23 protein-coding genes and 1 tRNA gene are annotated in these 22269 nt (G+C 58.0%); 8 read left to right on the top strand and 16 right to left on the bottom strand.

Annotation, left to right across the window (positions count from 1 at the left end; translation table 11 throughout):
• Positions 1 to 7: 7 nt before the first annotated feature.
• The 5 genes from pncA to leuD all read right to left on the bottom strand — a co-directional run bounded on the left by pncA (position 8) and on the right by leuD (position 4259).
• A complete protein-coding gene (gene pncA / locus WA367_RS01745) occupies positions 8 to 607 on the bottom strand; it encodes a bifunctional nicotinamidase/pyrazinamidase (protein ID WP_336055085.1) in 600 nt (199 codons plus the stop codon).
• A 69-nt stretch (positions 608 to 676) separates the two neighbouring features.
• Positions 677 to 1711, bottom strand: coding sequence for an aspartate-semialdehyde dehydrogenase (locus WA367_RS01740; protein WP_336055084.1), 1035 nt, complete (start codon positions 1709 to 1711; stop codon positions 677 to 679).
• Between the two features lie 330 nt (positions 1712 to 2041).
• Positions 2042 to 3154, bottom strand: coding sequence for a 3-isopropylmalate dehydrogenase (gene leuB / locus WA367_RS01735; protein ID WP_336055083.1), 1113 nt, complete (start codon positions 3152 to 3154; stop codon positions 2042 to 2044).
• A gap of 97 nt (positions 3155 to 3251) precedes the next feature.
• On the bottom strand, positions 3252 to 3647 hold the full coding sequence (locus tag WA367_RS01730) for a RidA family protein (protein WP_336055082.1): 396 nt from the start codon (positions 3645 to 3647) through the stop codon (positions 3252 to 3254).
• Between the two features lie 6 nt (positions 3648 to 3653).
• Complete coding sequence (gene leuD / locus WA367_RS01725; protein WP_336055081.1) at positions 3654 to 4259, bottom strand: 3-isopropylmalate dehydratase small subunit; 606 nt, start codon at positions 4257 to 4259, stop codon at positions 3654 to 3656.
• 139 nt (positions 4260 to 4398) lie between these two features.
• Here leuD and WA367_RS01720 point away from each other — a divergent pair, with 139 nt between their 5' ends.
• The 3 genes from WA367_RS01720 (at position 4399) to WA367_RS01710 (ending at position 5946) form a co-directional block, all read left to right on the top strand.
• Complete coding sequence (locus WA367_RS01720; protein ID WP_336055080.1) at positions 4399 to 5292, top strand: HpcH/HpaI aldolase/citrate lyase family protein; 894 nt, start codon at positions 4399 to 4401, stop codon at positions 5290 to 5292.
• Positions 5289 to 5495, top strand: coding sequence for a DUF1737 domain-containing protein (locus tag WA367_RS01715; RefSeq protein WP_336055079.1), 207 nt, complete (start codon positions 5289 to 5291; stop codon positions 5493 to 5495). Before WA367_RS01720 ends, WA367_RS01715 begins: the two co-directional genes overlap by 4 nt.
• 70 nt (positions 5496 to 5565) lie before the next feature.
• A complete protein-coding gene (locus WA367_RS01710; RefSeq protein ID WP_336055078.1) occupies positions 5566 to 5946 on the top strand; it encodes a DUF6693 family protein in 381 nt (126 codons plus the stop codon).
• Between the two features lie 28 nt (positions 5947 to 5974).
• Here the strand turns inward: WA367_RS01710 and WA367_RS01705 are convergent, their stop codons facing one another.
• Positions 5975 to 6397 carry a metallopeptidase family protein gene (locus WA367_RS01705; protein WP_036485415.1) on the bottom strand — a complete coding sequence of 141 codons (423 nt, stop codon included), beginning with the start codon at positions 6395 to 6397 and terminating at the stop codon, positions 5975 to 5977.
• Between the two features lie 577 nt (positions 6398 to 6974).
• Between WA367_RS01705 and WA367_RS01700 the strand changes: the two genes are divergently transcribed.
• The 3 genes from WA367_RS01700 to WA367_RS01690 are packed head-to-tail and all read left to right on the top strand — an operon-like array spanning position 6975 to position 12737.
• Entirely contained in the window at positions 6975 to 7916 is a 942-nt protein-coding gene (locus tag WA367_RS01700; RefSeq protein ID WP_336055077.1) for an ImuA family protein, read from the top strand.
• Entirely contained in the window at positions 7897 to 9366 is a 1470-nt protein-coding gene (locus tag WA367_RS01695; RefSeq protein WP_336055076.1) for a Y-family DNA polymerase, read from the top strand. Before WA367_RS01700 ends, WA367_RS01695 begins: the two co-directional genes overlap by 20 nt.
• Positions 9363 to 12737: an error-prone DNA polymerase gene (locus WA367_RS01690; RefSeq protein ID WP_336055075.1), complete on the top strand. Its 3375-nt coding sequence runs from the start codon at positions 9363 to 9365 to the stop codon at positions 12735 to 12737. Before WA367_RS01695 ends, WA367_RS01690 begins: the two co-directional genes overlap by 4 nt.
• A gap of 53 nt (positions 12738 to 12790) precedes the next feature.
• On the opposite strand, the gene WA367_RS01685 is transcribed toward WA367_RS01690, so the two are convergent.
• From WA367_RS01685 to WA367_RS01670, 4 genes are all read right to left on the bottom strand, one after another.
• Positions 12791 to 12964 carry a Trm112 family protein gene (locus WA367_RS01685; protein ID WP_336055074.1) on the bottom strand — a complete coding sequence of 58 codons (174 nt, stop codon included), beginning with the start codon at positions 12962 to 12964 and terminating at the stop codon, positions 12791 to 12793.
• Positions 12965 to 13044: 80 nt separating this feature from the next.
• Positions 13045 to 13704, bottom strand: coding sequence for an LON peptidase substrate-binding domain-containing protein (locus WA367_RS01680; RefSeq protein WP_336055073.1), 660 nt, complete (start codon positions 13702 to 13704; stop codon positions 13045 to 13047).
• 86 nt (positions 13705 to 13790) lie between these two features.
• The gene (gene trxA / locus WA367_RS01675; protein WP_442935514.1) at positions 13791 to 14774 is read right to left on the bottom strand and encodes a thioredoxin; all 984 of its coding nucleotides are present in this window, start codon (positions 14772 to 14774) and stop codon (positions 13791 to 13793) included.
• A 59-nt stretch (positions 14775 to 14833) separates the two neighbouring features.
• Positions 14834 to 15331 (bottom strand): prolyl-tRNA synthetase associated domain-containing protein, encoded by a 498-nt coding sequence (locus WA367_RS01670; protein WP_336055072.1) that lies wholly within the window; start codon positions 15329 to 15331, stop codon positions 14834 to 14836.
• A 194-nt stretch (positions 15332 to 15525) separates the two neighbouring features.
• On the opposite strand from WA367_RS01670, the gene WA367_RS01665 reads away from it, so the two are divergent.
• A tRNA-Gly gene (locus WA367_RS01665) sits at positions 15526 to 15600 on the top strand.
• A gap of 65 nt (positions 15601 to 15665) precedes the next feature.
• Here the strand turns inward: WA367_RS01665 and WA367_RS01660 are convergent.
• Complete coding sequence (locus WA367_RS01660; protein WP_336055071.1) at positions 15666 to 16304, bottom strand: DedA family protein; 639 nt, start codon at positions 16302 to 16304, stop codon at positions 15666 to 15668.
• Positions 16297 to 16656 carry a hypothetical protein gene (locus WA367_RS01655; RefSeq protein ID WP_336055070.1) on the bottom strand — a complete coding sequence of 120 codons (360 nt, stop codon included), beginning with the start codon at positions 16654 to 16656 and terminating at the stop codon, positions 16297 to 16299. Before WA367_RS01655 ends, WA367_RS01660 begins: the two co-directional genes overlap by 8 nt.
• 207 nt (positions 16657 to 16863) lie before the next feature.
• Between WA367_RS01655 and holA the strand changes: the two genes are divergently transcribed.
• The gene (holA, locus tag WA367_RS01650) at positions 16864 to 17901 is read left to right on the top strand and encodes a DNA polymerase III subunit delta (protein WP_336055069.1); all 1038 of its coding nucleotides are present in this window, start codon (positions 16864 to 16866) and stop codon (positions 17899 to 17901) included.
• A 148-nt stretch (positions 17902 to 18049) separates the two neighbouring features.
• Here the strand turns inward: holA and WA367_RS01645 are convergent, their stop codons facing one another.
• The 4 genes from WA367_RS01645 to mnmG are packed head-to-tail and all read right to left on the bottom strand — an operon-like array spanning position 18050 to position 22259.
• Positions 18050 to 18916, bottom strand: coding sequence for a ParB/RepB/Spo0J family partition protein (locus WA367_RS01645; protein WP_336055068.1), 867 nt, complete (start codon positions 18914 to 18916; stop codon positions 18050 to 18052).
• 27 nt (positions 18917 to 18943) lie between these two features.
• Positions 18944 to 19735 carry a ParA family protein gene (locus WA367_RS01640; protein WP_336055067.1) on the bottom strand — a complete coding sequence of 264 codons (792 nt, stop codon included), beginning with the start codon at positions 19733 to 19735 and terminating at the stop codon, positions 18944 to 18946.
• A gap of 26 nt (positions 19736 to 19761) precedes the next feature.
• Complete coding sequence (rsmG, locus tag WA367_RS01635) at positions 19762 to 20400, bottom strand: 16S rRNA (guanine(527)-N(7))-methyltransferase RsmG (protein WP_336055066.1); 639 nt, start codon at positions 20398 to 20400, stop codon at positions 19762 to 19764.
• Positions 20397 to 22259: a tRNA uridine-5-carboxymethylaminomethyl(34) synthesis enzyme MnmG gene (gene mnmG, locus WA367_RS01630; protein WP_336055065.1), complete on the bottom strand. Its 1863-nt coding sequence runs from the start codon at positions 22257 to 22259 to the stop codon at positions 20397 to 20399. The genes rsmG and mnmG overlap by 4 nt, the downstream gene beginning before the upstream one ends.
• Positions 22260 to 22269 lie beyond the last annotated feature (10 nt).

Raw genomic sequence — 22269 nt, 5'->3', positions numbered from 1 at the left:
AACGCTGCTACCGCAACACCACGCCTACGTCCTGCATTTCCCGCTTCATGCGCTCCAGCGAACCATCGAGATCAATGCCGCGGCAGGCATCCAGTGCCACCTCCGCCTCGAATCCGCGCTTCTTCGCATCAATCGCGGAATAGGCGACACAATAATCGGTAGCGAGCCCGGCCAAAACGAGCGAGGTGATGCCGCGTTCGCTCAGATATCCGGCGAGTCCGGTGGGCGTGGCATGATCATTCTCGAAGAAGGCCGAATAGCTGTCGATCTGCGGCCGAAATCCCTTTCGGATGATCAGCTCGGCACGATCCACTTCAAGATCCGCGTGGAACGCAGCACCCTCCGTGCCCTGGACACAATGATCCGGCCAAAGCACCTGCTGCCCGTAAGGCATGGTCACGAGCTCGAACGGGGTCTTGCCTTCATGGCTTGATGCAAAGGAAGAATGGCCTGCCGGATGCCAGTCCTGGGTCAGGATCACATGGTCGAAATCGTCCATCATGCGATTGATGATCGGCACGATGCTATCGCCATCCTCGACCGCCAGCGCACCGCCGGGGCAGAAATCGTTCTGAACATCAATGACAAGAAGCGCCTGCTTGGCCATGGCTGGTTCTCCGCTTTAGACAAAGAAAAAAGGCGCGGATGAAACCGCGCCTTTCAAAACACTTGCCGATCAGGCAGCTTCCTTGCGAGGCTTGATCAACCCCTTGGCCACCAGAAGCTCGGCAATCTGGACCGTGTTGAGTGCAGCACCCTTGCGCAGATTGTCGGAGACAACCCACAAGGCAAGCCCGTTTTCAACCGTCGCGTCCTCGCGAATGCGGCTGATATAGGTCGCGTCTTCGCCTGCACTTTCGTACGGTGTGATGTAACCACCGTCTTCACGCTTGTCGATGACCTGGCATCCAGGCGCCTCGCGCAGGATGTCTCGCGCCTCGTCAGCGGTGATCGGCTTCTCGAATTCGAGATTGACCGATTCGGCATGCCCGATGAAGACGGGAACACGCACTGCGGTCGCCGTGACCTTGATCTTGGGATCAAGCATCTTCTTGGTCTCGGCCAGAACCTTCCATTCTTCCTTCGTGTAGCCGTCTTCCATGAAGACGTCGATGTGAGGAATGACATTGAAAGCGATGCGCTTGGTGAACTTCTTTGCCGAGATCGGATCGGCAACGAAGACCGCCCGCGTCTGCTCGAAAAGCTCGTCCATGCCTTCCTTGCCCGAGCCGGAAACCGACTGGTAGGTGGAGACGACAACGCGCTTGATCGTGGCAGCGTCGTGAAGAGGCTTCAACGCCACGACGAGCTGTGCGGTCGAGCAATTCGGGTTGGCGATAATGTTCTTTTTGCTGAAACCCTCGATGTGGTGCGGGTTCACTTCAGGAACGATCAGCGGCACATCCTGGTCATAGCGCCATGCGGATGAGTTATCGATGACTACACAGCCTGCCTTGCCGATTTTCGGCGACCACTCCTTGGAAACGGTACCACCTGCCGACATGAGGCAGAGATCCGTGTCGGAAAAATCGTAATTTTCGAGTGCCTGAACTTTCAGCGTCCTGTCACCATAAGACACTTCCTGTCCGACCGAACGCCTGGAGGCAAGCGGCACTACCTCATCAGCGGGAAAGCCGCGCTCTTCCAGAATGTTCAGCATTTCGCGCCCGACATTTCCGGTCGCGCCGGCGACAGCTATCTTGAAACCCATAGTGGTTCTTTCTCCTGTCCCTCTCCGTGTGGCTTGGAATATTCACCCGCTGGCCCGGCGGGTTTCACCTTCCCCGACTGGCTCGGGGAGGGAACGAGCAGCCAGGAAAGGTCAGACCGTTTTGACGGTCGTTTTGGCTGTCGTTTTGGTAAAGCGGAGCGCTGCGTCATCGTTCCCGATAACACTCGTCATGTCGGCCTGTGCAAGCGCTTCGATTGCGCGCATGGACAAAAGGTCTCCGTTCACGAGCGTTGTTTTAAGGCGAATCTTCGGGAAGTCAACGCGCTTGCCCGGCGGCAGGGGTGCTGCCCCCGCCGCCAGACAACGTTATCAGGCGTCGAGCGCCTTGTATTTCGCGACAATGGCATCGCCCATTTCCACGGTGCCCACTTCCTTCATGCCCTCCGACATCAGGTCACGGGTACGCAGACCATCGTCCAGAACGCCGGCAATGGCCTTGTCCAGCCGATCAGCTTCCTCGACCATGTTGAAGGAATAGCGCAGGCACATGGCGAAGGATGCGATCATGGCGATCGGATTGGCAATGCCCTGACCTGCAATATCCGGCGCCGAACCATGCACCGGCTCGTAAAGCGCCTTGCGCGAACCCGTCTTGGGATCAGGCGCACCAAGCGAGGCCGAAGGCAGCATGCCAAGCGAACCGGTAAGCATGGCTGCAACGTCGGACAGCATGTCGCCGAACAGATTGTCCGTCACGATCACGTCGAACTGCTTGGGCCAGCGAACGAGCTGCATGCCGCCGGCATCGGCCAGCATGTGGGTCAGCTCGACATCGGAATATTTCGCCTTGTGCGTCGCCGTGACGACCTCGTTCCAAAGAACGCCGGACTTCATCACATTGCGCTTTTCCATCGAGCAGACCTTGTTGGAACGCGTGCGCGCCAACTCGAAGGCCACGCCTGCAATCCGCTCGATCTCGAAGGTATCGTAGACCTGAGTGTCGATACCGCGCTTCTGGCCGTTGCCAAGGTCGATGATCTCCTTTGGCTCGCCAAAATAGACGCCGCCGGTGAGTTCGCGCAGGATCAGGATGTCGAGCCCCTCAACCACTTCCTTCTTCAGGGAAGAGGATGCTGCAAGGGCCGGATAGCAGATGGCAGGACGCAGATTGGCGAAAAGCTCCATCTCCTTGCGAAGACGCAGGAGACCGGCTTCCGGACGAACCTCGTAAGGCACGCCATCCCATTTCGGACCACCGACAGCGCCGAAAAGAACGGCGTCGGCCGCCATGGCCTTGTCCATATCGGAATCGGATATCGACTGGCCATGGGTGTCATAGGCGATACCGCCGACAAGCCCTTCCTCTGTCTCGAAGCCAGCACCGAAATCGCTGTTCATCATGTCGATGAGCTTGCGGACTTCGGCCATGGATTCTGGGCCAATGCCGTCGCCGGGAAGAAGAAGAAGCTTGCGCGTTGCCATAGGTGCCTCACTGTGCGGAAATTTGATCGCACTCTTGCTAGCGAGGGACCCGATTGGGCGCAAGGCCCATGGAGAACCGCGCGGTACGCCAGTCCGGTCAGTTGACGCGATCGCGCTTCAATGCCGTCACTTCGATCTCGATCTTCATCTCCGGCTCGTTCAGCTCGCAGATGGTCATGGTCGCGGCGGGACGTATGTCACCAAAAGCCTGCCCCAGAATGGGAAAGACCTTCGGCACATAGGCACGGTCGGTGACATGGTAACGGGCTCGCACTACATCCGGCAGCGAAAATCCGGCATCGTTGAGTGAGCGCTCAATCGTGGAGAGGCAGTTTCGCGTCTGCTCTTCCACGCTCTCGGGCATGGTCATGCTTGCATAGTCATAGCCAGTGGTGCCGGACACGAAGCACCACTCGCCATCAACCACCGCCCGGCTGTAGCCAGCCGTCTTCTCGAACGGCGAGCCAGTCGATAACAGCCGACGCTTGCTCATGAAAGATCAGGCCCAGGGACGGGTTTCTGAATACTTGCCCTCGAATGCTTCGATAGCGGGCGCCTTTTCCATGGTCAGACCGATATCATCAAGCCCATTGAGCAGGCAGTGACGCTTGAACGCATCGATCTCGAATGTGATCACGCCACCATCCGGACCGTGTATCTCCTGCTTCTCCAGATCGACGGTCAGCGTCGCATTGGAGCCGCGCTCGGCATCATCCATCAGCTTCTCAAGCTCTTCTTCCGAGACCTTGATGGGCAGAATGCCGTTCTTGAAGCAGTTGTTGTAGAAGATGTCGGCAAAGCTGGTCGAGATCACGCAGCGGATGCCGAAGTCGGCCAGCGCCCAGGGCGCATGCTCGCGGCTTGAACCGCAACCGAAATTGTCGCCTGCAACCAGGATCTTCGCATTGCGATAGGCAGGTTGGTTCAGAATGAAGTCCGGATTCTCCGATCCGTCCTCATTGTAGCGCATTTCGGCAAACAGCCCCTTGCCAAGGCCGGTGCGCTTGATCGTCTTGAGATAATCCTTCGGGATGATCATGTCGGTATCGACATTGACGATTGGCAGCGGGGCGGCGACGCCGGTAAGCGTGGTGAAGCTGTTCATGTTACAGACCTTGATTGATATCCGGTGAGGCGTACGCGGCGGTACTCCTCTCACAGCATCATTTACACGAGCTTTGCGGCAAGGCAAAGCCCGGCAAGCCCACTTGCGCAGAAGGTGTATCTCGATCATGAATGCAACGATGAGAATCGCGTCCTTCAAGCTGCGGCGGTCGGTCCTTTACTGCCCTGCCAGCAATCCCAAAGCCATGGAGAAGACCGGGTCGCTGAATTGCGATGCCGTTATCTTCGACCTGGAAGATTCCGTCGCGCCTGCTGAGAAGGCTGCGGCGCGAGAACGGCTGCGCGCATTTCTCTTGTCCGACGCCCGACCGGCATGTGAGACCGTGGTGCGGATCAATGCCTTGTCGAGCAAGTGGGGAACGGACGACCTGATCGCCGCGCGCGGCATGAAACCCGATGCGATCTTGCTGCCCAAGGTCAATGGCCCAAGCGATATCCTGAGTGCCGACGAGGCGCTGGATGAGATGGATGCACCGCCCACGCTCAAGCTCTGGGCGATGATGGAAACGCCTCAGGCCCTGATCAATGCCGGACCCATCGCGGCTCTGGGCAGCAACCCGGCTGCAAGGCTTGACTGCCTGGTCGCCGGAACCAACGACCTTGTGAAGGAATTGCGCGCCTCGTCAGATCGTGACGTGCTGCGCCCGCTTCTCCTGCAGATCGTCGTAGCGGCCCGCGCTGCCGGGATTGCAGCCATCGACGGCGTTGCCAATGATTTCCGCGATATGGAGGTGGTAGCCCGAGAATGCGCTGAAGCCCGCGCAATGGGGTATGACGGCAAGACGCTCATCCATCCTTCTCAAATCTATCCCGCAAATGCGATCTTCGCGCCGACGGCACAGGAAGTGATGGAAGCACGAGAGATCGTTGAGATCTTCTCCCGCCCCGAAAATGCGGATACGAATGTCGTTTCGCTGAACGGACGAATGCTGGAACGGCTGCATCTGGAGCAGGCAGAGGTTCTGCTCGCCCAGGCCCGCGCCGTGGAAGAAGCCGAAGAGAGTGAAGAATGAAACTTTACCGCCTGCTGACCGAAGTCGATGACGCCGTTTTCTGCCACAAGGTAACGGCAGCCCTGAACAAGGGCTGGGAGCTTTACGGCAGCCCGACCTATGCCTGGGACGCCAAGGAAGGCGTGATGCGCTGTGGTCAGGCCGTGGTCAAGGACGTGCCCGGCAAGGAATATACACCCGACATGAAGCTGGGACAGCAATAGGTCTTGTCTTCGCCATTGCCCCCATCCATAATTACTTTCTTTTTCAATGTTGATTTCAAGAAAGACAATTATGGCTTCAAATATTGAGTATGGCGATCAGACTATTGCCTTGAGCAAGATTTCGGACATTTCTCTGAAATGCGAATACTCGCTCCTAAGTGCCATCCTTTATATTATCCTATGGGTGATAATATCCGTATTGACGCTTGGCCTAGGGCTATATTTCGCGACCTATTATTTCTACCGGGCGATCATCAACAAGACCTATGTGGTCAATGCGAATGGCGAGCGTATCGGCCGGCTGCAATGCGAGCTGGGGCTGGGCGGTATGTTCGGCCATATCCTTCTATGGATAGTGATCACCGTTCTGACCCTGGGTATCGGGTTGATTTTCTACATGTTCCGAACGCTCAGGCTCTGCCTGTCGAAAACCCGGATGGTGCAGCCATAGGTCGGCCAAGGCTTTCTATGGACGGATCTCAGGCAACATTTTCCTCGATTGTGGCCATATCGTCATCCGACAGCCCGAAATGGTGGCCGATTTCGTGAATGAGCACATGGGCGATGATGTCGCCCAGTGTTTCTTCATTCTCCGCCCAGTAATCGAGAATTGCGCGCCGGAAGAGCGTGATGCGGTTGGGCCCCTCGCCGGTGGCAGGGTTCCAGCGCTCGGCTATTCCACGCCCTTCGAACAGGCCCAGAAGGTCGAACGGCGTTTCCAGCGCGAGATCATCCATGATCTCCTCGCTTGGAAATTCCGCGATCTGGATGACGATCTCGCCCGTGAGATCACGAAAATCCTGGGGCAGATTGGCATAGGTCTCCAGCGCCATGAGTTCCATTTCGGAAACGGAAGGGGAAAGCTGGTTGTACCATGCTCGGGTTTGATAAATGCGTGCCATGACTAGTCCTGTTGAGGGGCCATATAGCGGTTTCACACCGAACTTTCGAGAGGCAGCACGCTCGGGAATTGAGATACTACAATAAGCTTTCTTCCCTCTCCTAAGAGAAGTCTGGAAATTCCCGATGAAATTTGTCATCGTGGATACGGTGGAGGCGGTGGGAGTTGAACCCACTGGACGATGGATCGGAAGCCCTAGCCCAGCACCAAGCCGCCCCCACTACGACGGAGCCCCGACGGCGGCTCCGAAGGCACCCATAGCGGGTACGCCAGCTAGCGGGCCAAAGTGGCGGCCGGGGGATATTGCAGGTACCAGCTGTAAGTCACCCCGGTCCCGTCGCGCTAAGCAGCTATACGAAAAGCGACTCGTTTCGTTACGTCAAGAAGTTGACGTAAACCCAGCTGTAGAGCCCTAAATGTTGTGGGGCGGACATGTGGAAAGCGGGGATGGCGATCAACTCATCTTTACAGCTTTATCTCTCCTCACAGTGAAGAGGAATAAAATCCTTCTTGACTCTCTGACGACCCTCTGGAATCGATAGGAACATAACAGGAACAAATAAGCCGGAGTGGACGGCATGACACCTGATGTCATGGCGCAGGGCACCCTTTATGCCTTGCGTCAGAAGATAGCCCAGATTGAAGGGCAGCTGCCTGAAAAGCTGGAGCCGGACTCTGAGAGCGGTCGCACGGTGCTGCGTCGCAATGGCCGTCCCTGTCTGGCGATCAATACCGGAGCGGAAGCACTTGATGTCGCCCTGGGGGACCAGCAACCTACATTGGTGGATATTTCCGGCAGGCAGAGCAGGGACAGCGGCGCTGTGAGCGGTTTTGCGCTTGCCCTGGCTGCAAGAGCGTGCCGCAAGGCCTTGCGCGACCCGCGGTGGGTCTTGTGGGTGGGGCTTGATGAGGTCTTTTTCGAAACAGGTCTCCCTTATGCGCTGGGGCTTGAACATTTCTTCGCCCAGCCCGCGGAGCAGCTTCTCCTGGCTCATGCTCCAAAGCTTGAAGATGCGCTCTGGATTGCCGAGGAAGCACTCAAAGCAGGAACTTTCTCCGCCATTTTCCTGGAGTTGAGGGGTAATCCCGGCCGACTTGATCTGACCGCCACGCGGCGGCTTCGCCATCGTGCGGAGCAAGCCTTCATGCCCCTCTTTCTCATCCGTCATTCCGGTTCGAGTGAAGGAAGCGGGCAACCCAGTGCGGCTCTTGTCAGGCTTTGCATCTCCCCTGCCCCCTCCCGTTTCCGCCACATTGCCGGCGAGGCCCTGCCGCGATCCATCGGCCCCCCTGCTTTCTGCGTGGAATTGAGAAAAAGCCGCTCCGGCAGAACCGGAACCCATTGGCTGGAATGGAACGCAGATGACTTCACTTTTCAGGAAAGAACAGCACCGGGGCAAGGCAACCGGAACACAGCCAAGACGTCGCATACTGGCTCTGTACTTTCCGCGCCTTTCCACGGACCGCATTCTGCGCCGCAGATACGGAGCCCGCTGGCGGATGAGCGCCGCTCCGGCTGAAGCCTTGCCGCTTGTCATCAGCGAGCGCCAGAACAATGCCCAACGCGTCAGTGCGCTTGATGAAAAGGCACAGGCTGCAGGATTAAGACGGGGAATGGGCATTGCCGATGCACGTGCCACGCACCCGTCTCTGGAGGTGATCGAAGCTGATCGGCAGGCCGACCAGCGCCTGCTGGAAGGTCTGGCGGACTGGTGCGACCGCTACACCCCGCTGGTGGCGCTTTGCGATGAGGGCGACGGCCTCTTTCTCGACATCAGCGGCTGCGCCCACCTCTTCGGCGGTGAAAGCCGCATGCTGGAGGAGATTGCCGAACGACTTCTCCAGCAAGGCTTCGACACGCGCACCGGGCTGGCTTCGACACCAGGTGCCGCCTGGGCTGCTGCCCGTTTTGCCCCTCCCCCGGGTGAAATTGCCGATGGATGCGAGGCTGAGGCCCTCAATCCCCTCCCCCTGGCCGCGCTGAGGCTGGACGAAAAGACCGTGACGGGATTGGAAAGCGTGGGGCTTAGAACCATCGCAACCCTTCTTGATGCGCCTCGCGCTCCGCTCGTGCGTCGCTTCGGTCGCCAGCTGGCAAACCGCATCGACGAAGCACTGGGCAATATCGAAGAGGCCATCTCGCCACGCCTGCCCGTAAGCCCCCTTTCCGTGGAACGGCATCTTTCCGAGCCGATCGGGACCCTGGAGGAGATTGAAAGCCTTCTGCGCATGCTCGCAACCACCTTGAAGGAGGATCTCGAACAGCGAGACGAAGGGGCACGCCAACTCCAGCTGGCCCTTTTCCGGGTGGATGGCGCCGTCAGTCGCATTTCCATCGGCACGTCACGTCCGATGCGCGACCCGATAGCCATCACGCGGCTTTTCCATGAAAAGCTCGCCCGCATCGGGGAAAGCCTTGACCCCGGCTATGGGTTCGATCTTGTCCGCCTTGCCGTGCCGGCCTCTGCCCCTTTCAAGACCCACCAAGGGGATCTTGCGGGACGTGAGGAGAACGAGGGCGAAGGTCTGGCGCTTCTGGCAGACCGCATCAGTGCCCGCCTTGGAAGCAGCGCCATCCTAATCCCTGAAAGGCAGGCAAGCCACCAGCCCGAGCGCGCAATTTCGCTTGCCCGCTTTGCCCAGGCCCGACCTGTAGCCTCTTCGGCGCAGCCCCATTCACCAATCCGTCCGATCCGTCTGCTGACACGGCCGGAGCCTGTGGAAGCTGCAGCCGAGATTCCCGAAGGGCCGCCTTTTTCCTTCCGCTGGCGTCGGGCGCTTTTCCGCGTGGCCCGCGCGGAAGGGCCAGAACGCATTGCCGGTGAATGGTGGCGCGCCAGCGCGCCTCCCGCGCGGGACTATTTCCGGGTGGAGGATACCGAAGGGCGGCGTTACTGGCTTTATCGGGAGGGATTTTATGGTGAGGGTGAAAGCCATCCGCGCTGGTTCATGCATGGCTTTTTCCCATGAACGACCCGGCTCCACCCCGTCAGAATGAAGCGCTGCCGCCCTTTGCGGAATTCGGCATCCGCTCCAACTTCTCCTTCCTTGAAGGCGCTTCACACCCGGAAGAACTGGCGGTGGTGGCAAACCGCCTGGGTCTCCACGCCTTTGGCATAGCCGATAGAAACACGGTTGCGGGAACTGTGCGGGGCTGGCTGGCCGCTCGCGAAGCCGGTCTTGCCTATCATCCGGGCTGCCGCCTCGTCTTTTCGGACGACACGCCGGATATTCTTGCCTATCCCCGCAACCGCAAGGGCTGGGGGCATCTGTGCCGCATGCTTACAGCCGCCAATCTGCGCGGAGAAAAAGGCGCACCTCATCTTCTTCTGACCGACCTTCTGGAATGGGGCGAAGAGCTGTCGCTTGCACTGCTTCCCGCCAGCGAGCCCCTTATTCACCTGAAAGAGGTGATCCTCTGCCTGAAGCCTTTTCACGATGCATTGAGATTGGCCTTCGCACCGAACTATGGAGGTGACGACCGTTTTCGTCTGGCAGAACTGGCCTTGTTAGCCCGGCAGATGTCCATAGCGCTGATGGCAACCAATGATGCGCTTTACCACACAGCTGCCCGACGTCCGCTGCAGGACGTCCTGACTGCCACGCGGCTTAACACGACCATTGCCAATGCAGGTTTTGCCCTTCATCCCAATGCAGAACGTCATCTCAAAGGTGCCGCGGAAATGGCTCGCCTCTTTCGCGGCCATGAATATGCGCTGGCCGAGACACTCCGCTTTCAAGGCGAGCTGCAATTTTCCTTCGAGGAGCTGAAATACAATTATCCGGATGAGGCCACGGGCGGCCGAGACCCGCAGGAGGAGCTTGAGCGGCTGACTTGGGAGGGAGCTGACCGCCGTTGGCCGCAGGGCATGCCGGAAAAGGTGCGCCAGACGCTGCAGCATGAGCTGAACATCGTCGCGCAGATGAATTATGCGCGCTACTTCCTGACAGTGAACGACATCGTCGCATTCGCCCGATCGCGCGGCATTCTGTGCCAGGGCCGGGGTTCGGCTGCCAACTCCATCATCTGCTTCTGTCTGGGCATCACGGATGTCGGCCCCGACATCATCGACCATCTTTTCGAGCGTTTCATCTCGCCCGAACGCAATGAACCGCCGGATATCGATGTCGATTTCGAGCATGAGCGGCGTCCGGAAATCATCGCCTATATCTATGAGAAATACAGTGCCCGGCGCACCGCCCTTGCGGCTTCGGTTGTTACCTATCGCGCACGCTCCGCCCTTCGCGAAGTGGCCAAGGCGCTGGGACTTTCCGAAGATGCCATGGCTGCCCTTTCAGGTTCCATCTGGGGCTGGTCGACAGCCGAGATTGGCGAGCGCGAGGCAGGCGCTGCAGGCCTGGACCAGAATGATCCGCTGACCGCCAAGCTCATGGCGCTTGCCAACCAGATCATGGGCTTCCCCCGCCATCTTTCCCAGCATGTTGGCGGCTTTGTCATCACCCGCGACCGGCTGGACGAGATCGTGCCGATTGTTCAAACCGCCATGGAAGAACGCAAGATGGTGGAATGGGACAAGGACGACCTGGAAGCTTTGGGCATCCTCAAGGTGGATATTCTGGCGCTTGGCATGCTGACCTGCCTCAAGCGCGCCTTCACACTTCTTGAGGACCACTACGACATGCCGCTCTCGCTGGCGGATATTTCTTCACGCAAGGCGGAAGAAGGCCCTGTCTATGACATGATCTGCAGGGCGGACACGATCGGGGTCTTCCAGATCGAAAGCCGTGCGCAGATGTCCATGCTGCCCCGCCTGCGACCCCGTGAGTTCTATGATCTCGTGATCGAAGTGGCCATCGTGCGCCCCGGCCCGATCCAGGGCGACATGGTACATCCCTATCTGCGGCGGCGCGAAGGCAAGGAGCAGCCCGAATACCAGACCGAGGAGATGCGCAACATTCTGGGCAAGACGCTCGGTGTTCCGCTTTTTCAGGAACAGGCCATGCGTATTGCCGTGGAGGCCGGTGGTTTTTCACCGGGAGAAGCCGACAAGCTCCGTCGTGCAATGGCAACATTCCGGCGCGTCGGCACAATCGGGGCCATGCGGCAGAAGATGATCGACGGCATGGTTTCTCGTGGATATCCGCGCGACTTTGCCGAACGCTGTTTTCGCCAGATCGAGGGCTTCGGCGAATATGGCTTTCCCGAAAGTCATGCAGCCTCCTTCGCCTTGCTGGTTTATGCCTCCTGCTGGTTCAAGGCCTATTATCCGGACGTCTTCTGCGCTGCGATCCTCAACTCTCAGCCCATGGGGTTTTATGCGCCTGCGCAGTTGGTCCGTGATGCCCGCGAGCATGGGGTGGAGATACGGCAAATAGACGTCAACCACTCCGACTGGGACTGCCTCCTGGAAGAGGCAGGGTACCGTGTTCGAAATATCGCTTCCAAGCATGCAGAGATGGCTGGCAGCATCAAGTGCCGCCATGCGGTGCGGCTTGGCTTCCGTCAGATCAAGGGCTTGAGTCAGGCTGATATAGAGAAGCTCGTGGCAAGTCGCGAGCGCGGCTACGATTCGGTTCGCGATCTCTGGCTACGCTCCGGCCTCAGCCGAGCCGTGCTTGCACGACTTGCCGAAGCTGACGCCTTCCGCTCCCTCGGTCTGGACAGACGGTTGGCACTTTGGGCAGTCCAGGCTCTTGATCCGAAGTCTGCAGCCGAAGGGCTCCCGCTTTTTCAGCAGCACAACCAGCCTCTGCACGATCACGAGCCGGAAATGCGTCTGCCGGTCATGCCGCTTGGCGAACATGTTGTTCATGATTATCGAGCTCTTGGCCTTTCGCTGAAGGCCCATCCCGTTTCCTTCCTGCGCAACCAATTGCGAGAGGAAAGGGTCTTGCCCACATCTCATCTCGAACAGGCTCCCAATGGGCGAAGAGTGGCAGTGAGCGGACTGGTTCTGATCCGCCAGAGGCCAGGCTCTGCCAAGGGCGTGATTTTTGTCACGATCGAGGACGAGACCGGAACTGCCAATCTGATCGTGTGGCCAAAAACCTTCGAGCTGTTCCGCCCGCAAATTCTCGGTGCACGCTTCATCAAGGTCACGGGAAAGGTGCAAAAGGCTTCAGGCGTGATCCATGTCGTCGCCGAGAAGGTGGAAGATCTGACCAGTCGACTAAGCAACTTGGTAGATCACGGCCCGCAGATCGAGGCATTGATGCAGACCGACGAAGTGAAGCGTCCCGTTGCCGAAGATCACCGCACACGTCCCACGCAGCGCACACGCCGCATCATCATGGAGAGAGCGCGTGAGGAAACCGAGATCAAGCAGGCCGCGGCACGGTCAGCCGCTGGCGTGATGCCAAAGGGAAGGAATTTTCACTGATTGAGGAAAATGGTGTCTGAGCGCGCAAACGGCCACCTGAGGACCGGCAGCAGCTATTGCGTATCGTCCAGCCGGCGCGCTTCCGAGACGAGGAGAATGGGAACGCCATCGCGAACAGGATAGGCAAGCCCGGCATGGCGCGAGATCAATTCGCAAGCTTCCGGATCCCATTTGAGAGGTGCACGGGTCAACGGGCAAACGAGAAGCTCAAGCATCTTGCGGTCCATGAGGGGCTCTGCCCTTCCGCCCGGCGCTGTCTCTCCCGCTTCATCGGCCATTGCACCGCCACTCCCCTGCACAGTCCGCACTATTGCAGCTTTTTGCCGTCCGCACTCTCACGTGCCAGCATTATCTCGGTAATGGCAACCAGTGTATCGGCACGGTGGCGAATATCGGGCGCCTCCAGAAGCGCCTGCTTTTCCTCCGGCCCGTAAGGTGCCATCATCGACAACGCATTGACCAAAGCCGCGTTTTCGGCACGCTGTACCCCCTCCCAGTCCGCCTCCAGATCATGTGCTTCAAGATAGTCCTGGAAGGCCCGCATCAGCCCTGCGCGATCAACGCTTCCCGCAGTGTCATCGGCTTGGAAGTCGCCAGCGAAGGCCTCGATTCGGCATAGACGGAACGGGCGGTCAGTAGCAACTTCCTCCAGGATCCTGAACCGGCTTATGCCTTCCAGAGTGATACGGTAGCGACCATCTCCGGTCTCGGAGAAGGAAGTGACGCGCCCAACACATCCGATCGCGCGCAGCGGAACCTCACCTTGCTCATCATTCTGTTCGGGCTGCACCATGCCAATCAGCCGGTGTGTGGCCAGCACATAATCAAGCATCTCGATATAGCGTGGCTCGAATATCTGCAGAGGCAGAAGGCCTTCAGGCAGAAGGAGCGCACCTGCCAGCGGAAAGACAGGTACGATATCCGGCAAATCGGCAGCAGATCGATAATGACGGTTTCCAGCCTTCAAGCCATACTCCAAATTCTAGCGGGCCTGACCCGGTGCCCACTAATCTGGTGCAGGCGGGGAGAAAACCAAGCCTGCATGTGCCAGCTTCAGGAAAACAGCAGAGAGGAAAGCTTGCGCCTTGCAGACAAAGTCGCAGGATCCGTCATGCCCCATGCTTCGAAAAGTTCGAGCAGCTTCACGCGGGCGGCATCCTCGTTCCACTGACGATCAGCCTTCATGATGGCGAGAAGGTGATCCGCCGCTTCATCCTTTCGCCCCTGGGCATTGCGGACAAGGGCGAGATTGAACCGCGCCTCGTGATCGGTGGGATCGTTTTCGACCTTCGCTTCAAGTGCAACCGGATCGCCGAGCTCCGCGACCTGCGCGTCAAGTGCGATACGTGCCTTCAGGCTGGCTGCTGCCGGCAGATCCTGCTTCTCTGCAGGGATCCGGCTCAACATCTCTTCGGCCTTCTCCTTCTCACCGGCGTCGTACAGCATCTGGGCTATGGCTGCGAGCGCATCCGGCTGATCTGGCTGTTGCTGGAGAATGGCGGAGTAGATCTGTGCAGCGTGGTCCCTTTGCCCCTGGTCGAGCGCCTGTTTCGCCGCTTCCAGCGCATCCTGTACCGGATCGGAGCCGCCTTTTGAAAGCTTGTCGATGAACTGACGTATCTGGGATTCAGGCACGGCTCCCATGAAGCCATCCACCGGCTGGCCGTCAACAAAGGCAATGACAGCAGGGATCGACTGAATGCCAAGCTGCCCCGGAATGGCAGGATGCTCATCAATGTTAAGCTTTACGAGCTTTACCTTGCCCCGAGCCTCGGCAACCACTTTCTCTATCATTGGTGCCAATTGTTTGCAGGGCCCGCACCAGGGTGCCCAGAAATCGACCAACACCGGCTGGCGACGCGACTCGGCGATGACATCCGACTGGAAAGCGGCGGTCGAGCTATCCTTGACCAGCGCTCCGGCCCCTCCTCCATTCCCATCGAGATTGACGGTCTGCGGTGAAGACATCTCCTCCTGGAAACGCGCCTGAGGCGCATTGGCAGCCGAACTGCCGAACGGGTTATCTGGGGTGCTCATGCCTGACCTTCAGTTTTGCTTATGCAGCCAAGGGATATCCGATATCGCGAAAGTGGCGATTATCGAGAAACTTTCAAGATTGCAGGGGAGTGGTTCACCGCTTCAAGAAAGCGGATGAGATCGACCCGCGCGATGCTGGTCGTTGCCTCGTTGTGCAAGGGATGGGCGTTGATGATGTCGTGACGCATCAAATCCTCGTCCAGGACGACTTTCACCTGCCCCCCTTCGTCATTGAGAACTCCAAGCGGTGTGACGGCACCAGGACGGACTCCCAGATAGGCCTCCATCGCATCCGGCTTGCCAAAGGAAACCCGGCCGGACGCGCCGATGATGTGGTGGATGCTCTTGAGATCGATTTCAGCATCCTCCAACGCGGTAACGAGAAAATGCGCACCCTTGCGATCGCGCAGAAACAGGTTCTTCGTATGCGCGCCCGCGATGCTCCCGCGCAACGCCTGCGATTCTTCGACCGTGTGCAGGGGCGGATGCTCGTAGGTGGTGACTTCGATGGAAAGTGCCTTGAACTTCTCGAATAAAAGCGCGGTCTTCTCTGACATGTTCTTTTCCCTGCTCAGCCCTTGTTCCGACAGAAATGCAGTGAGTTCAAGCCTCCTTGGCTTGTAACGCGCCTTGGCGTCCAACGCGCTGAGCCAAAAATTTGCGCCAATGTGAAATTCCCATGAAATTCCCTGTTGCATTCCCCTCCGAGTTCAGCCATATAGGCGCCGCTCGCGGTGTTTACCGCTGGCGAGCGGGTGTAGCTCAGGGGTAGAGCACAACCTTGCCAAGGTTGGGGTCGTGGGTTCGAATCCCATCGCCCGCTCCAGTTTCAAAACGCAAAAAGCCGCGGTTCGCCGCGGCTTTTGTGTTTTCTGGGTTGGTCAGCGCTTTCTATTTCCGGGCAAAGCTTGGCGAAGGGGCCGCCTCTTCGTCTGAGGCTTCAAAGCGTCTCCACAACAGCGCGATCCAGACGGCAAATGCGAGCGCGGAAAGCGATGCTGCACCCACCAGAAGCATCGCGGCGACGAGATCGGAAACCTTGGGCAGTTCGCCTGCAAACATATATCCAAGCAGCGCATAGGCCAGTGTCCAAAGCACAGCTGCCGGAACAGCCATGGCGGTGAATTTCCGCCACCCCATTTCCAGAGATCCGCTCACATAACCGACATATGGCCCCGCCTGGCTCAACACGGTTCGACTGATGAAAATCGCCAGTGAACCGTGCTTTTCAAGAAGAGCCTCACTGCGCTCTATAGCCGGTCGCATGCGCTTTCTGCGGCGCAGCCGCGCAATCAATGCCGGTCCCCACATGCGCCCTGCATTATAGGTGATCTGGTCGCCAAGCAGATAGGCGCAGATGACCACGAGAAGCACGTGCCACAAAGCAAGGTCGCCGGCCGCTGCCAATGCACCCGCCGTCAACACCACGATCGACGAGGGCATGGGAATGCCGGTACAGGCCAGAAACACGATCACGAAGATCACGAAGAGGCCATAGACCGGGATCAGGCCCAGAACAATCTCAGTCACTGGTGCTCTCCCGGTATTCTTTTGCCTGCTCATGCAAGCGCTCGGTCAGTTCTTCAAGCGTCAGACCGTTCATGCGCGCGATCTGCCCCAACCTGAGACGCTGCGGCGGTCCCTCGGGATCAAGTTCGAATGCGCGAAGCACCACCTCACGCGGCAGATCGTATGACAGTGCGACATAGCGGGGGGTCATCCAGGGTTTGAGCGGCTCGTACTGGTGCCGCTCATCATTGAAATAGATCGCTTCTGCCAGAAAGGTGAGACTGAACCAGACGGCAAGAAATACGGAGACCACGAAGCCGGCGACGGGAAACCAGTGGCGACGGGTAAATTCCCGCATCTTCCGCTTGTTCATTCCCGGCCCCCGTCCGAATCAGCCTCTGGCACCTCCTGACGGTGGCTTCGCTGCTGCTATTGACATCTTCGCCAAGCAAATAGCTGCACCCCGCATCCTGATCAAGCGTTGCGGTAGCTGCAGGACGTCTCGATGATCGCGTGGCACGCCTGTCGATGTACAACTGAAACTCTTCCGCTAGCAGTGGCTGTGCGTTAAGCAGGGCTCATGGCACAGAAGAAAGCGCATGAAGTGGACCGCTGGCTTGCGCGTCCGGATACCGCTGCGGCAGTTGTTCTCATCTATGGTCCAGATCGCGGGCTGGTGAGCGAAAGGGCGCAGAAATTCGCACGCACAACCGGACTGCCGCTTGATGACCCGTTCACCGTCATCAAGCTGGACGGTAGCGAGATCGAAAAGCAGGAAGGGCGTTTGAGCGACGAGGTTCGCACGGTGCCCATGTTCGCAACCAAACGCCTCGTATGGCTGCGCAATGCTGGGAATAGCGCCGCTTTGACGAGCGAGCTGAAGGCCCTGCTTGATGAGCCGCCGACCGACTGTCTCGTACTCATCGAAGGTGGAGATATGAAGAAGAGCGCACCGCTGCGCGTTGCGGTGGAACGCTCAGGGGCAGGCATGGCTTTGCCCTGCTACGCAGATGATGGTCGTGGCCTTGATGGTTTGATCGAAGAGGTGATGGCCTCGGCAGGACTGCGTCTTTCGATGGAGGCACGGCAGTTTCTGAAAGCCAGCCTTGGCGCAGACCGGCTGGCCTCTCGCAGCGAACTCGAGAAGCTGGCGCTTTACTGCCACGGCAGGGAAGAAGTGCAGCCAGAGGATATCGAGGCCGTCATCGGGGATGTGGCAGCCAGCCCTGCCGATGCATGTGTGGACGCAGTCCTCACGGGGCGGATGGACCTGTTTGATCGATACTTCGCCCGCCATATCTCAGGCGGCAATCCGCCCTTCCTTCTGCTTGCAGCGGCGCTGCGCCAGGTTCATCTGCTTATGCTTTTGCGTGGCCAGATGGAGAACGAAGGTAAATCCGCAAGTGCTGCCATGGCTGCTGCGCGGCCCCCGATCTTCTTCTCCCGAAAGCCCGCCGTTGAAGCCTCTTTGGCAAAGTGGAGTGTAGAGCGCCTTGATCAGGCTGCGAGCAGATTACAGGCTGGAATCCTCAAAAGTCGACAAAATCAGGCACTTTCCGACGCGATCAGCAGACAGACACTGCTCGCCCTGTCGGTAGAGGCGAAGCGGGCGCGCTGACCAGTTAGCTCACTTTGGCATGGAGCATGCGCAAATTAGTGCGGCCCCTAAGCGCGATCCTGGCAGGATGCTATTGAGCAATCCGGCCAGGTTTCCACGGTCTCCGCTGGGCGAGAACGCAGAGCAATAGAAATAATTAGCTGACTAATTAGCGCTGAAGAAGCCGACAAAGCTCATCAAGCTGTTCAAGACTTTTATAGGCGATCCTTACTTCGCCGCCTTTGGCCTTGTGATTGATTGCAACCTTGAGCCCGGTTGTATCGGTGAGGAGCTTCTCTAGAGATACCGTGTCAGCGTCCTTCTCGCGCTTCACCTTCTCCTTGGGTGATGAAGCTGCGTCCGGCTCCGCCATCAATGCCTCCGCCTGGCGTACCGAAAGGCCTTCCTCAACTATTCGCTTTGCAAGACCCGCCGGATCATCGGCATTTACAAGGGTACGGGCATGACCTGCAGTAAGCAAACCATCCACGATCATGTCGGTCACGGCTTCGGGTAGCTTGAGCAGGCGCAATGTGTTTGCCACATGGCTGCGGCTCTTGCCAATCACCTGCCCCAAATCTGCCTGCGTGTAATTGTGCTCATCCATGAGCTGCTGATAGCCGCGCGCTTCCTCAAGGGGGTTGAGGTCCGAGCGCTGAACATTCTCAATTATTGCGAGTTCCAGCGCGGCCTTGTCATCAACATCTCGAATGATGACCGGTACTTCGCTCAGGCCTGCCTTCTGCGCCGCACGCCACCGCCGTTCACCCGCGATGATCTCGTAACGCCCTTGCGCGGCGGTACGAACAACGACCGGTTGAACAATACCGTGCTCGCGAATGGATTGAGCAAGATCTTCAAGCTCTTCCTCCGCAAAATGGCGACGTGGATTGCGTGGATTGGGCGAAACGAATTCGATCGGCGCTGAACGGTCAGCGCGAACAGGAGCCTGTTCAGGCGCATCAGGCTTGTCCATTTCGCCGATCAGGGCTGCAAGACCGCGGCCAAGACGTTTGCGTGAGGGATCTTCATTCATGGGTCGTCACTGTCCTCAAAACAAAACTCAAGCAGCCTGAAGGCGGCGCTCTCGGCGGATGACTTCGGATGCCAGTTGCAAATAGGCTTGGCTACCGGAACACTTCAGATCGTAAAGGATCGCAGGCTTGCCGTAGGAAGGCGCTTCGGAGACGCGAACATTGCGCGGGATGACAGTTTCGTAAACAGCATCACCCATATAGGCGCGGACATCCTCGACGACCTGATTGGCGAGATTGTTCCGCCGGTCATACATCGTCAGGACAATTCCCTGGATTCCAAGCTGCCGGTTAATGGAGCCGCGAATCTGCTCCACTGTCTCGAGGAGCTGGCTCAAGCCCTCCAATGCGAAGAACTCGCACTGAAGTGGCACAAGGACTGAATCCGCGGCCGCCATGGCATTCAGGGTGAGCAGGTTCAAGGACGGCGGACAGTCGATCAACACATAGCTGAAATTCAGCGGTCCTGAATTGCGCAACGCATTCCGCAATTTCAGCACCCGATCCGGGGCCTCCGAGATTTCCATCTCGATTCCCAGAAGGTCCAGCGTTGACGGCACTATGGAAAGACCGGGTACCGCCGTCTCCATTGCAGCGGTAGGAACATCAGTTCCTCCCGTAAGCACGTCATACGAGGAAAGCTGGCGAACTTGGCGATCTATGCCCAAGCCGGTGCTGGCATTGCCCTGCGGATCCAGATCAACGACCAGCACCCGCTCTCCGATTGCAGCCAATGCAGTCGCGAGATTGATGGCTGTCGTGGTCTTTCCCACTCCACCCTTCTGATTGGCAACGGTAATTATGCGTGTGGACTTGTCCATAGATCAGCAACACCTGCTCGCCTATTTCACTGCCCCGGCGCAGCCACCTGCTGCTTCCCAGAAAGCTGAAGAATCACACCTTCTTTGGTAACCAGGTCCTGATGTATTAACAGATCGTATCGATCCAAGGTATCGCTTTCTTCGATTTCCTGTTGGTAATCCCGGCCTTTATGGAAGAATGCCGATGCACCACCTGAAATCCAGGGTTCCGAAAGTTCCAGCAGAAGTTTCAACGGGGCCAAAGCACGAGCGGTGACGACATCAGGTTGCCCCACAAGCTCATAGCTTTGCTCGATTCTTCGTGCGTGGACGCGCGCTGGAGCTCCGACTTCATGAAGAACCGTGGTCAGAAACGCTGCTTTCTTGCGGTTGCTTTCAACCAGATGCACTTCAGCTTTCCCCGCCAGAAGAATTGCAAGAATCGCTCCTGGGAACCCACCACCAGAACCGATATCTACCAGCTTGCGGGCATGTTTCACGTGAGTCAGCAATTGCGTGCTGTCGAGAATATGGCGTTCCCATAGATAGGGGAGCGTTGAGGGAGCAGCCAGGTTTATGCTCTTCGACCAATGCAAAAACTTCTGTTCAAAAGCTTCGAGTCGACTGAATGTTTCACGTGAAACCGGTCCAGCTATCTTGACAAGCCGTTCGTAACGATCACTCAAGCCGCGCGCTCCGCATTATGCCGCCGAGCGGCCGCCACTAACAGCGCCAAAGCAGCAGGTGTCATTCCGTCGACAGTTTCTGCCTCACGAACAGTTCCTGGCTTGGCGATTTCCAACTTGGCTTTTAGTTCATTGGAGAGACCCGCAATCGCTCGGTAGTCCAGATCGGTCGGTAATACCACCTGCCCCTGACGCTTGAGATCGTCCGCTTGGGCTTTCTGACGATCAAGATAGACCGCGTACCGCGCCTCGGTCTCCAATAATTCAGCTGTTCGGGGATCCAGATCACCAAACTCTGGCCATATCTCAGACAGTCGCTGCACACCAACATCGACCTGCGCCAGCAGATCGAGAGCGGTCCGTCGAACCCCATCCTTGTTGAGCTTTATCGCATAGTTCTCTGCTTCATTTGGCGTGAGGGTATGTGACTCCGCCATTCTCCTGGCATCATCAAGCCGCTCGGACAGTTCGGTAAAACGCTCGCGCCGCGCTTTACCTGCGATCCCCCATTTCTCAGCCAATGGTGTCAATCGCAAATCAGCATTGTCCGCCCTAAGCGTCAGCCGAAACTCTGCGCGCGAGGTGAACATCCGATAGGGTTCACTAACGCCACGACGCACCAGATCATCAACCATCACGCCAATATAGGCTTCTGAACGATCAAGATGCACCAGTTCGCTGCCACAAGCTCGACGTGCAGCGTTGATGCCTGCCAGCAACCCTTGAGCGGCAGCTTCCTCATAGCCAGTCGTACCGTTGATCTGCCCGGCCAGGAACAAGCCGCGCAAGCGCCGACATTCCAGACTATGCTCGAGTTCGCGTGGATCGACGTGATCATATTCTATTGCGTAGCCAGGCTGCAGCACAACCGCATCTTCCAGTCCCGGGATTGTCTTCAGCAATGCGTGCTGGGCATCCTCCGGCAGTGAAGTGGATATACCGTTCGGATAGATGGTATCGTCATCCAAGCCCTCCGGCTCGAGAAATATCTGGTGCCCGTCGCGGTCACCGAACTTCATGATCTTGTCTTCGATCGAAGGGCAATATCTTGGACCAACACCTTCGATCGCGCCCGAATACATCGCAGAACGGTGAATGTTCTGGCGAATGATCTCATGTGTCTGAGATGTGGTACGCGTAATCCCGCAGGCAATCTGCGGAACTGTGATGGACTCGGTCAGAAGCGAAAATGGAACCAGTTCTTCATCTGCTTCCTGCCTCTCCAGCCTGTCCCATGCGATGGTACGGCCATCAAGCCTTGGCGGCGTTCCTGTTTTAAGGCGGCCGAGATGCATTCCAAGACTTTCAAGAGATGCGGACAAACTCTTAGCGGCCGGTTCATTCATACGGCCAGCTTCAAACTTCCTCTCACCAATGTGGATCAAACCGCGGAGAAATGTTCCGGTCGTCAGAACCACGGCACCGGTGTGCAATATCTCTGCATCAGTCGTTACCGACTGCACCCGACCGCCACTGTAGTTGACAGCCCGCGCCTCACCTTCGATGACTTCCAGATTCTCCTGTTCAGCAATGGCTCGCTGCATCGCCTCTTTGTAGAGACGTCGATCCGCCTGCGTTCGCGGGCCGCGCACAGCGGGCCCCTTTCGCCGGTTCAACAGGCGGAACTGAATTCCTGCCTGATCCGCCACACGTCCCATAAGGCCGTCCAACGCATCAACCTCGCGCACAAGCTGCCCTTTGCCTATGCCTCCAATGGCTGGATTGCAGGACATGACGCCGATCGTGCTCTTGTCGAGGGTAAGCAGTGCTGTTGTGGCGCCAGCACGAGCTGATGCAGCGGCTGCCTCGCAGCCGGCATGTCCACCACCGATAACTATGACATCGAATATCCGAGCCATAAAGAAACTC

Origin of the sequence: Nitratireductor sp. CH_MIT9313-5 (assembly GCF_037029545.1) — a bacterium.
Taxonomy (GTDB): Bacteria; Pseudomonadota; Alphaproteobacteria; order Rhizobiales; family Rhizobiaceae; genus Chelativorans.
This window is presented reverse-complemented; position numbering and strand designations above follow the sequence as displayed.

What these genes read in the sequence shown, in the direction of transcription:
- leuD (WP_336055081.1), bottom strand. Translation starts at nt 4,259, where the DNA reads ATGAACAGCTTCACCACGCTTACCGGCGTCGCCGCCCCGCTGCCAATC.
- WA367_RS01720 (WP_336055080.1), top strand. Translation starts at nt 4,399, where the DNA reads ATGAGAATCGCGTCCTTCAAGCTGCGGCGGTCGGTCCTTTACTGCCCT.
- trxA (WP_442935514.1), bottom strand. Translation starts at nt 14,774, where the DNA reads ATGAGCACCCCAGATAACCCGTTCGGCAGTTCGGCTGCCAATGCGCCT.
- leuB (WP_336055083.1), bottom strand. Translation starts at nt 3,154, where the DNA reads ATGGCAACGCGCAAGCTTCTTCTTCTTCCCGGCGACGGCATTGGCCCA.
- WA367_RS01740 (WP_336055084.1), bottom strand. Translation starts at nt 1,711, where the DNA reads ATGGGTTTCAAGATAGCTGTCGCCGGCGCGACCGGAAATGTCGGGCGC.
- WA367_RS01715 (WP_336055079.1), top strand. Translation starts at nt 5,289, where the DNA reads ATGAAACTTTACCGCCTGCTGACCGAAGTCGATGACGCCGTTTTCTGC.
- WA367_RS01670 (WP_336055072.1), bottom strand. Translation starts at nt 15,331, where the DNA reads ATGTCAGAGAAGACCGCGCTTTTATTCGAGAAGTTCAAGGCACTTTCC.
- WA367_RS01705 (WP_036485415.1), bottom strand. Translation starts at nt 6,397, where the DNA reads ATGGCACGCATTTATCAAACCCGAGCATGGTACAACCAGCTTTCCCCT.
- WA367_RS01645 (WP_336055068.1), bottom strand. Translation starts at nt 18,916, where the DNA reads ATGAATGAAGATCCCTCACGCAAACGTCTTGGCCGCGGTCTTGCAGCC.
- WA367_RS01690 (WP_336055075.1), top strand. Translation starts at nt 9,363, where the DNA reads ATGAACGACCCGGCTCCACCCCGTCAGAATGAAGCGCTGCCGCCCTTT.
- holA (WP_336055069.1), top strand. Translation starts at nt 16,864, where the DNA reads ATGGCACAGAAGAAAGCGCATGAAGTGGACCGCTGGCTTGCGCGTCCG.
- WA367_RS01640 (WP_336055067.1), bottom strand. Translation starts at nt 19,735, where the DNA reads ATGGACAAGTCCACACGCATAATTACCGTTGCCAATCAGAAGGGTGGA.
- WA367_RS01710 (WP_336055078.1), top strand. Translation starts at nt 5,566, where the DNA reads ATGGCTTCAAATATTGAGTATGGCGATCAGACTATTGCCTTGAGCAAG.
- WA367_RS01695 (WP_336055076.1), top strand. Translation starts at nt 7,897, where the DNA reads ATGAGCGCCGCTCCGGCTGAAGCCTTGCCGCTTGTCATCAGCGAGCGC.
- WA367_RS01655 (WP_336055070.1), bottom strand. Translation starts at nt 16,656, where the DNA reads ATGAACAAGCGGAAGATGCGGGAATTTACCCGTCGCCACTGGTTTCCC.
- WA367_RS01730 (WP_336055082.1), bottom strand. Translation starts at nt 3,647, where the DNA reads ATGAGCAAGCGTCGGCTGTTATCGACTGGCTCGCCGTTCGAGAAGACG.
- WA367_RS01685 (WP_336055074.1), bottom strand. Translation starts at nt 12,964, where the DNA reads ATGGACCGCAAGATGCTTGAGCTTCTCGTTTGCCCGTTGACCCGTGCA.
- pncA (WP_336055085.1), bottom strand. Translation starts at nt 607, where the DNA reads ATGGCCAAGCAGGCGCTTCTTGTCATTGATGTTCAGAACGATTTCTGC.
- WA367_RS01700 (WP_336055077.1), top strand. Translation starts at nt 6,975, where the DNA reads ATGACACCTGATGTCATGGCGCAGGGCACCCTTTATGCCTTGCGTCAG.
- mnmG (WP_336055065.1), bottom strand. Translation starts at nt 22,259, where the DNA reads ATGGCTCGGATATTCGATGTCATAGTTATCGGTGGTGGACATGCCGGC.